At 56.7% G+C, this 9,495-nt stretch carries 8 protein-coding genes; 6 read left to right on the top strand and 2 right to left on the bottom strand.

Going from position 1 to position 9,495, the window contains the following annotated elements; translation table 11 throughout:
* Window positions 1–298: 298 nt before the first annotated feature.
* Window positions 299–1,501 (top strand): Coenzyme F420 hydrogenase/dehydrogenase, beta subunit C-terminal domain, encoded by a 1,203-nt coding sequence (locus LEP6406_RS0210690; RefSeq protein WP_008310376.1) that lies wholly within the window; start codon window positions 299–301, stop codon window positions 1,499–1,501.
* Window positions 1,502–1,682: 181 nt separating this feature from the next.
* Here LEP6406_RS0210690 and LEP6406_RS31105 read toward each other — a convergent pair whose 3' ends face one another.
* Complete coding sequence (locus LEP6406_RS31105; RefSeq protein WP_008310372.1) at window positions 1,683–1,901, bottom strand: hypothetical protein; 219 nt, start codon at window positions 1,899–1,901, stop codon at window positions 1,683–1,685.
* 278 nt (window positions 1,902–2,179) lie between these two features.
* Here LEP6406_RS31105 and LEP6406_RS0210685 point away from each other — a divergent pair, with 278 nt between their 5' ends.
* The gene (locus tag LEP6406_RS0210685; protein ID WP_008310370.1) at window positions 2,180–2,491 is read left to right on the top strand and encodes an RNA recognition motif domain-containing protein; all 312 of its coding nucleotides are present in this window, start codon (window positions 2,180–2,182) and stop codon (window positions 2,489–2,491) included.
* Window positions 2,492–2,717: 226 nt separating this feature from the next.
* On the opposite strand, the gene LEP6406_RS0210680 is transcribed toward LEP6406_RS0210685, so the two are convergent.
* Window positions 2,718–4,031, bottom strand: coding sequence for a dihydrolipoamide acetyltransferase family protein (locus tag LEP6406_RS0210680; protein WP_008310369.1), 1,314 nt, complete (start codon window positions 4,029–4,031; stop codon window positions 2,718–2,720).
* 369 nt (window positions 4,032–4,400) lie between these two features.
* On the opposite strand from LEP6406_RS0210680, the gene recJ reads away from it, so the two are divergent.
* From recJ to LEP6406_RS0210660, 4 genes are all read left to right on the top strand, one after another.
* On the top strand, window positions 4,401–7,604 hold the full coding sequence (recJ, locus tag LEP6406_RS34755; protein ID WP_008310368.1) for a single-stranded-DNA-specific exonuclease RecJ: 3,204 nt from the start codon (window positions 4,401–4,403) through the stop codon (window positions 7,602–7,604).
* Window positions 7,605–7,756: 152 nt separating this feature from the next.
* Window positions 7,757–8,272 (top strand): hypothetical protein, encoded by a 516-nt coding sequence (locus LEP6406_RS0210670; protein WP_008310367.1) that lies wholly within the window; start codon window positions 7,757–7,759, stop codon window positions 8,270–8,272.
* 66 nt (window positions 8,273–8,338) lie between these two features.
* Window positions 8,339–8,914, top strand: coding sequence for a Uma2 family endonuclease (locus tag LEP6406_RS0210665; protein ID WP_008310366.1), 576 nt, complete (start codon window positions 8,339–8,341; stop codon window positions 8,912–8,914).
* A 185-nt stretch (window positions 8,915–9,099) separates the two neighbouring features.
* Window positions 9,100–9,357 carry a HEAT repeat domain-containing protein gene (locus LEP6406_RS0210660; protein WP_027269036.1) on the top strand — a complete coding sequence of 86 codons (258 nt, stop codon included), beginning with the start codon at window positions 9,100–9,102 and terminating at the stop codon, window positions 9,355–9,357.
* Window positions 9,358–9,495 lie beyond the last annotated feature (138 nt).

Raw genomic sequence — 9,495 nt, 5'->3', positions numbered from 1 at the left:
GGGGTATTGGGGTATTGGGGTAAATCTCGTAGGGGCGGGTTTGGCTCGTGTCTACGGGGAGATCCCAAATGGGAAGCTCAAAACCCGCCCTACCCAGTGCCGGGTAATCCTGTCCTGAGCGGGTCGAAGGGTGGTTGCCCTATATCTCAGTCTACGAGCAAGACCGAGATTCCTCTCTGCCCTCGGAATGACAGGCTCATTGCAGTACTTTGTTACATTTACCGCCACTGCGCTGAGGAGAAACCCCTGGGGTATGGTGGTTATGTGATGATTTACGGATTTTAACCACAGTTAATCTATGACTCTGGCCCCGCCGCCCCATCAAAAAGCGAAAGCTCTGCGCCCCGGAGCCCGTCGCCCCGCCAAGGATCTCTGTAGCGAGTGTGGTCTCTGCGATACCTATTACATCCACTACGTTAAAGACGCCTGCGCCTTTCTGAATCAGCAGTTCCCGACCCTGGAAACCCAAACCCACGGACGCAGCCGGGATCTGGAGAGCGAGGACGATTGCTACTTTGGGGTACACCAAGACATGATGGCGGCCCGCAAGCAGGAGCCCATTGAGGGAGCCCAGTGGACCGGCATTGTCAGCACTATTGCCATCGAAATGCTGAATCGGGGCCTAGTGGAGGGAGTGGTCTGTGTGCAGAATACCGATCGCGATCGCTTTCAGCCCATGCCCATTATTGCCCGCACTCCAGAGGAGATTCTGGCGGCGCGGGTGAATAAACCTACCCTCTCTCCCAATCTGTCGGTGCTGGAGCAGGTGGCCCAGTCGGGAATGAAACGACTGCTGGTAATCGGCGTTGGCTGCCAGATCCAGGCACTGCGGGCGGTGGAATCTCAACTGGGGCTAGAGCAACTCTACGTCCTGGGCACCCCCTGCGTAGATAACGTCACCCGTGCCGGGTTGCAAAAGTTCCTTGACACCACCAGTCGCTCTCCAGAAACCGTAGTCCACTACGAGTTCATGCAGGATTTTCGAGTCCATTTCAAACATGAAGATGGCTCCACGGAAACCGTGCCCTTCTTTGGCCTCAACACCCGTGAACTCAAGGATGTTTTTGCCCCCTCCTGCATGAGCTGCTTTGACTATGTGAATGGGCTGGCAGATCTGGTAGTGGGCTATATGGGAGCTCCCTTTGGTTGGCAGTGGATCGTGGTGCGGAATGATCGGGGTCAAGCCATGCTGGAAACCGTGATGGATCAGCTCGATACCCAGCCCGTTGCCTCCCAGGGCAATCGCGTCGATGCCGTTCAGCAGAGTATTGCCGCCTACGACAAGGGAGTCACCCTGCCCATGTGGGCTGCGAAGCTTCTAGGTATCGTGATTGATAAGGTCTTGGGGCCTAAGGGCTTAGAATATGCCCGCTTTTCCATTGACTCTCACTTCACCCGCAACTATCTCTACACCCGCCGCAACTATCCCGAAAAGCTAGCGGCCCATGTGCCGGAGTTTGCCAAACGTATCGTCAGCCGCTACAAGTTGCCCAAGACTTAGCGTATTCCCAGGAATAAAACATCCCGTTAGCGTCCTCACCCTCCAAATAAATAACCCAGGATACAAGAGATTTGTATCCTGGGTTATTTATTTGGAGGGTATAAAGTTATGGAGCGTTCTGGCAGTTGTTCAGCCAGACTAGCTTGTGAAACCTTAATGCTCTGGTGTCAGGCTGGGCGTACTATACTGCTGGTACTGCTGGAACGGTGGGCTCAGCGGGTATCGCTGCTGGCGTAGGATCAAACAGAACCACAAAGGTGGCGTTAGGGGTAAGTCGCCGTAGCGTCGTAGCGCGAGAGTCGGCCTCTTGATGACGGCGGAACCGATCCACCACCACCTTCTGCATTTTGGGCAACTGACGTACGATGCACCAAGGATGCAGACGATTTTGGTAAGTCATTAACAGAGTGCCTGTTGTGCTTGCTCTCTGACTGTAACACCCCTACAAAATCTGAGGATTAAGTTCTGTAATGGTTCCTCAGTTATCAGCCCGAGTGGAGGGCTATGGGGGACTGCAAACAGGTGTCGCCAATTTTGATCAGGAATGCTAGCGTATTAAAAGCTAGTTTTCGGTAGAGCAAGACTTGTTTCAGTTTCAATGTCGATTTCAGTTACAGGTTCATCTCCGTTTAACCACGCTACACGTCCCGTTGACTGTTGAATAAGGAGATGAATCTCATGTCTATATATGTTGGAAATTTGTCCTACGATGTGACTCGCGAAGACCTAGAGCAGGTTTTCAAGGAGTACGGTGAAGTGAGCCGGGTAAGCCTGCCCACTGATCGCGAAACTGGACGTCCCCGAGGCTTTGCCTTCGTGGACATGCAGGCGGAAGCCGAGGAAGATAAAGCCATTGAAGCGCTGGATGGCGCTGAGTGGATGGGCCGAGATATGCGGGTCAACAAAGCCCGTCCTCGTGAGGACGCTCGCAGCGGTGGCGGTCGCAATGGTGGTGGTGATGGCGGCGGCTATCGTCGGTCTTCTTGGTAGGACTTTCGCCTGAGCTGTTTAGTCAAGCAGCTTCTCACCTAAAATTGACGCAAAAAAGGATCGAGCGTTATGCTCGATCCTTTTTTGTGGGTTTTGTGGGTGGTGGTTACATAGCAATCCCACTTGATTTTTGAAGATCTTCGTAGCGTGGGTGAAGCGAAGCATAACCCACGGAACAAAACGCTTGCTCAAAGCTCATGCAGAATCGCTATATCAGGGATGCTGACTATAGGGTCAGCGATTGGGGATTGGTTTCAATCAGTTGAGCTAGGGCTTGCAGGAAGGCGGCGGCATCTGCGCCGTAGATGACGCGGTGGTCGCAGGTGATGTTGACCTGCATCTGACGTTTAACGCCCATCATGCCATCGGGGGTGGCTACGAGGGCGGGGCGAGAAGCTCCAATGGCCAGAATGGAGCCCTGGCCAGGAGGCAGAATGGCATCAAATTTATCGACCCCAAACATACCTAGATTTGACAGGGTAAAGGTGCCGGTGGTGTATTCATCTGGCTGCAATTGCTTGGTGCGGGAGCGATTAACTAGATCCTTCCAGGTGCGGGATAGGGAATAGATGTCCATTTGGTCGGCCCCCTGTAGGACTGGGGTAATTAATCCGCCACCATCCATGGCCACAGCGATGGAAACGTTAATGCTGCCGTTGTACTGGATGCCTTGGTCGGTGTAGCTGGCGTTGAGAAGGGGATGCTGCTTGAGGGTGACGGCGATGGCCTTGGCTAGGAGGGCGGTCATGGTGACCCCCTTGGACTTGATCTGCTTGTAGAGCTGGTCTAGGGCGTCGGTGGTGATGGTGTAGCCAACGTGGAAGGTGGGCACCGCTAGGCTGGCCACCATGTTGCGGATCACCGCCTGTTGCAGGGTGTTGAAGGGAACCACTTGGCCAGGGGTGGCGGTGGCAGCGGCGGGTGTTGGGGCAGTGGGGGTAGGGCTTTGGGTGGGTGCAACAGGGGTTGGTGGAACGGGGGTCGGTGGAACGGGGGCTGCCGCTGTCGGGGGCTTGCCAGCGGCTCGCTCGATATCCTCGGCCACAACCCGACCGTGGGGACCGCTACCTTGCACTGTGGCTAGGTCTACCTTGAGTTCTTTGGCGAGCTTGCGGGCGCGGGGGGAAACCACGACTCGGCCACTGGGGCGGTTGGCTTGGACCGATCCGTTTTGGGGTGCGGTGGCGACGGGGTCGGCAGTAGTGGCAGTGGTCGCGGTGGGGGTGGATGGGGCGGCGGGCGCTGCTGCTGCGCCACTGCTAACGCTGGCGGCTTGGGCTTTGGCGGCCTCAATTTCGGCTTCGGTTTCGGCTAAAAGTGCGATCGCATGTCCCACCGGAGCCACGTCCCCAGCTTCTACCACAATGGCCGCCAAGAATCCCTCGTAGAAGGATTCCACATCCATGTCTGCCTTATCCGACTCAACGATGACGACGGTTTCTCCCTTATCTATCTTGTCACCGGGAGCCTTTACCCAGGAGACAATCTTGCCTTCCGTCATGGTAGAGCTGAGGGCGGGCATGAAAACTTCGCGGATCATAGGGGACATATCCAAGACAACAGTGGGCTGATGGCTTGAGCAGAGACAAGCAATCGCAGTCTCTAATTCTATCCTGTTCGGCCTCCCCATACCGTGCCCTACCTGACCCTTGCCCTAGGTGCTCCGTTTCTAGCAGAGGCGATATATTAGGGCAAGTAATTAGGTAATTAGTGCAAGCGATCTGACGGGTATCCCATGGGGTGATGGCCTTGGCAGGGGAGTCAATTCGGGCAAATCAGACTCCGCCTCATTGACCTAAGAGGCTTCCAACTCAATACTTGTTCATCTGGATCGTTATTGTCATCAACGATCCAGGGGATGCAGTCCCTCAGGCAGCAGGCTTAATCGACCCACGAGATGATTTTTTAGATGGAATACTCTGAGACTGGGGCCAAGCTTTCCATGCCGGATCAGCGCTGGCGGATTTATCCCAGCCGCCCCGCAGAGGCCCAGGGGTTGAGTCAGGCCACCGGGTTGTCCCCCCTGCTGGGGCAGGTGCTGCTAAATCGAGGTATTGAGACGCCGGCAGCCGCCCAGGCATTTCTCCAGCCGGAAACTCTGCTGTTGCCCTCTCCTCTGGATGAATTTCCCGATCTCGCTGTCAGTGTGGCTCTCCTGCTGGAGGCGATTGAAACGGGACAAAAAATTGCAATTTGCGGCGACTATGACGCCGATGGCATGACCAGCACGGCGCTGCTATTGCGAGCGTTGCGGTTTCTGGGGGCCGATGTCACCTACGCCATCCCCAGCCGGATGCAGGAGGGCTATGGCATCAACAGTCGCATCGTGGCGGATTTCTACGCTGAGGGTATCAGTATCATTCTCACGGTGGACAATGGCATCGCAGCGGTGGAGCCCATTGCCTATGCGCGGGAGTTGGGGCTGGCGGTGATCGTTACTGACCACCATGATGTGCCACCGGAGATTCCCCCGGCCAATGCCATTCTGAATCCGAAGCTGATTGATCCTGCTTCCCCCTATCGCGGGGTGGCGGGGGTGGGGGTGGCCTATATTCTGGCCATTTGTCTGGCCCAAACCTTGGGGCGGACGCAAGATCTGACGGCTCCTCTGTTGGAACTGTTTACCCTGGGGACGATCGCGGACTTGGCTCCGCTGACGGGGGTGAACCGCCGCTGGGTGAAGCGGGGGCTGGGGCTGTTGCCCAAATCTCGCATCATTGGGGTGCAGGCTCTGATCCAGGTGGCGGGGTTGAGTGATCAGGGCAAGACCCTGAAGCCGGAGGATATTGGCTTTCGTCTGGGGCCACGCATCAACGCGGTGGGGCGCATCAGCGATCCCCAGATTGTGATTGAGATGCTGACGACGGATGATGTGGGGCTGGCGCTGGAGCGGGCGATGCAGTGTGAGCAAGCCAACCAGAGTCGTCGGGAAATGTGCGATCGCATTGAGGAAGAGGCGGTTGCCTACTGTGAGGCCCAACAGGCGGACGGGGCGGTGAATTTGAAGCGCGATCGCATTCTTCTCGTCATTCAACCGGGCTGGCACCACGGCGTCATCGGCATTGTGGCCTCACGATTGGTGGAGCGCTACGGCGTCCCCGTCTTCATCGGCACCTACGAAGACGACGACCAGAAGGAGATTCGCGGCTCCGCCCGCAGCATCCCTGAATTCAACGTCTTTGACGGGCTCCAAGCCTGCCACGACCTGCTGACTAAATTCGGTGGCCACCGAGCAGCGGGGGGCTTTAGCTTTCCCAGTAAGCATCTGCGCCAAGTCAAGTCTCGCCTAGTGAACTACGCCAATCAAGTTTTGGCGCTGGAGCACCTAAAGCCCCTAGTCACGGTGGATGGACAGGCCCACCTGGCGGAGGTGACCCTGGATCTCTACGAGCAGGCCGATACCCTCCACCCCTGCGGGATGGACAACCCCGACCCGGTGTTCTGGACGCCGAACGTGCGGGTACTGGAGCAAAAGGCCATGGGTAAAACCCGCGCCCACCTGAAGCTGACGGTGGCCCAGGAGGGTGGAGCACCCCTAGAGGCCATCGCTTGGCGCTGGGGCCACCACTGCCCTCTACCCAGTCCCCTGGATATTGCCTACAAGCTAAAGCTGAATGAATGGCAGGGCAATCGCACCCTACAACTGGAACTCGTCGGGGTTCGCCCAGTTTCTGTGCCGCCGGATCCGTCGGATTCCTCAGATGCCTCGAATTCCCCGAATACCTCAGATCCCTGGGATCCGACCACCGGCCCCAGTCGCGCCGCCGCTGCCCCGGTGCCCCCCGCCGTCACCCTGAAACTGCCCCAGATCCAACCGCCTACCCCCAAGTCCGCGCCCCCCAGCCCTGCGACCGTTCCAGGAGGTTCCACCGTCGCGGAAGCGGCCCGACCCGTTTACCCCGAGGGCAGATCAGAGGCTGACCGTCCCAACCTGGAGCCCAGCACCACAGAAGGTCAACCGTCTCCCCCCTTGGATGTCCCGCTTCTGCCTTTGGCCGAGGTGGAATTTTTCTATAGTCGCCGTCCCTACCGGGCTCGAATTGCCCGCCAGGGCGAGGTGCGGGAACTGCACATTGATAACCCCGAAGGGCAAACCCTGGTGGTGATGTTGCCAGAGCGTCAGGGCTATCTCCACCTACCCGGTCAGCCCCCCCGCCCGGTGGATGTGGGGGAAGCCTACTATTTCAATCTGATCCATGCTGGGATGGGAGCCCTGGAACGTCGCCACCAGGCTCGATTACTGGTGGAAAAGGATGAACTGCTGGCGGAAAAGGATGGCCATATCGCCACCCTCACTCAGCAGGTGGCGCTGTTGGAGCAGAAGCTCAGCCAGCTTTCGGCGGAGCAGCAGCAGGAATTTCACTCCCTACGTCAGGCAAGCCAAACCCAGGCTACGGCGATCCAGAGTCAGGAAGCCCACATTGCTACCCTCCAAGAGCACCTGCCGCCGGATGCCGCCGCTATCGATCCCAAGGCGCTGAAGCAATCGGTGCGATCGCGGGTGGGGGATAGCCTTTGGTTTTGTCTGCAACCCCAGAGCCAAACCGATCTCTATAGCGCCTATAAACAGGTCCAACTGATTGCCAGGGAAAGCCGAGATCCGGCCCAGGCAGACTATTCCCCCGCTGGAAAAATCCTGGGGACCGTGGTGGAGCGGGAGGTGTTGCATCCCTTTTGCCATGATCTGTCCGATTTCTTGCTGGCCCAGGGGGATAGCCCCCAATTGGGGAGCCTAAGCTTGGCACCGGGAAAAGCTCCCCACCTGGGTCAACTGGTGTCGCTATTGGCGGATCACTGGCAAGCCCTCAGTGCCTCTGCCCTGAAGGCGATGACTCCCCCCGGCGATGACACCCTCTACCGCCCTGGCAAATCGAGATCTCCCCGCTCAGATGTGGACTGCGACGGCATTACCGCTTTCCTCTCCCAGTGGGAGCATCCCATGGGTCAGGGATTTCTCCAGGATGCCACCACCGCCGCCAGCCTCCTAGACCAGATCCACACTTGCCACCGGGTTGCCCAGGGCAAGCAACCCCTCTACCGTTGGAGCTTTGACCTGATGGAAGACGCGCTGCTGGGGGACCGGGGCTTGCTACGCCATATTTATGGGAGCTAAGAGATGGGAGTTAATACGGGATCTAGACTCATTGGGGATCACTCGTTGCGCATGTCGAGGGGAGGCATGGCAAGAGCCTGCACAAGGTTTAGAGGTATGGTGGCAAGACCGAAACAGGCTCAACGCAGACTTGTCTAGTTCAAGGTGTCCCCATGCTTGACCTGACCAAAGTACAACATTTAGCAGAAACCTACGCACCGCAAGAGCTGTTTGCCGCCTTGGTGTGGCAACGACAGTTCAACCTGTTCGACGGGCCGCAGGTGATTACCGATTTGGCAAACCATCCTGACCTGTGGGAAAGCTTTTTGTTTACCAAGCCTGTCTTTGCGCCCGACAAACACGGGCTGAGCTTCAACGGTGTGGTGGATACGCTACTGGCGATGGCCAATTACCGCCCCATGCCAGACACCAGCATCATCCACTTTGTGCAGTACCCAGCGGATACGCTCTACATTTTGACCGAGAACCAGGATGCAATCGTGGCGCAACTGATGGAGTTGGGCAAAAAGTGGAAGGCCGATGAGGTCTATGCTTTTGATGGCTCCCTCGAAGAGGAGGAGGACTGGAAGTTTAGGAACTACCTGTCGCTGCGGTTGAAGGATGGCCTGTGGAGCAAGCAGTCTGACCTGGATCGAGATGCGATCGTTGTCTCCTACTGGTGGGATTAAGTCAGACAAGACCCCTGTGCCACAATAGGAGCAGGCGTCACCCCCATTCATCCCTATGACTGTCCTATGACTGTTGCTACAGACCTGCGATCGCTGAGTGTGCAAGACTACCACCGCATGGTAGAAGCGGGGATTTTGGCAGCAGACGAACGGGTGGAATTAATCGAAGGACAGCTCTATGCAATGGCAGCTAAGGGAACGGCTCACAGTGCAGCGGTCACACGCATTGATCGGGTGCTGTCGCGGCTGTTGGCAGGGCGGGCGCTGCTGCGGTTTCAAGACCCGGTGCAGCTTAGCGACCTTTCTGAGCCGGAACCCGATGTGGCGGTTGTTCACATCAATCCGCTGGACTATGAAGACCATCACCCCACGCCGGGGGAAATCTTTTGGCTGATTGAGGTGGCGGACAGTACGCTGCGGCGAGACCGTGATCTCAAGGTGCCGTTGTATGGGCGATCGGGCATTGCCGAATACTGGATTTTAGATGTACAGGAGCGCTGTCTGTACGTGTTTCGGCATCCGGAGGCAGGGGGCTATGGGATGGAGCAGAAACTCTATGAGAGAGATGCGATCGCACCCCTAGCGTTTCCCGATTGCGAGATTGCGGTGCGGGAATTTTTGCGATCGGGCGAACAGCAATAAGTTAGGAATTTAGGAAAGGTATAAGGGCTATTTGCAACTTAGAGACGGCTATGCTGAAAGCACTATATATATCAGCTCCTGAGCCGATGTAGTACAGCAAAAGCCTTGCTGAATAAGCGTTGCAGCCATCTCAAAGTATTTCACGTCAGTGAGAACCACTAGAATGACAGAAAATCACGACATTTATGTCAGCCAAGATAGTGATTTCGCAACACGCAGCCCATATCCTTTACAGCATGGGTTCAGGGAAATTCAAACCATTTTCAACGATAATGAGGCAATTCGAAGCAGTTACCCCATTGCTGTTAGCAGCCCTAGCAGACTCAAACCTGGCTGTACAATCCAGTGCCATCCAGGCATTAGGGCAGCTTGGCAACGAAGTCGCCGTTCCCCAATTGCTCCAAGTGCTTGAGGGACCACAGCACTGGACTGTTAACGGGTGATGCACCTCTAGAAGCCCCACCAGACATGCGTTTCAGGCTGTTTACGACAAATCAGCTAGAACCTTTTCAAGATGAACCTTTCAGGTGTCCATCACCTCTTTGGAGACCAGTGCCGGGACCACAACTACCCGCTAAGCA

The organism is Leptolyngbya sp. PCC 6406, from assembly GCF_000332095.2.
Classification (GTDB): Bacteria; Cyanobacteriota; Cyanobacteriia; order Phormidesmidales; family Phormidesmidaceae; genus PCC-6406.
Note: the sequence above shows the minus strand (reverse complement) of the source record. Positions and strands in the feature narration are given on the sequence as shown.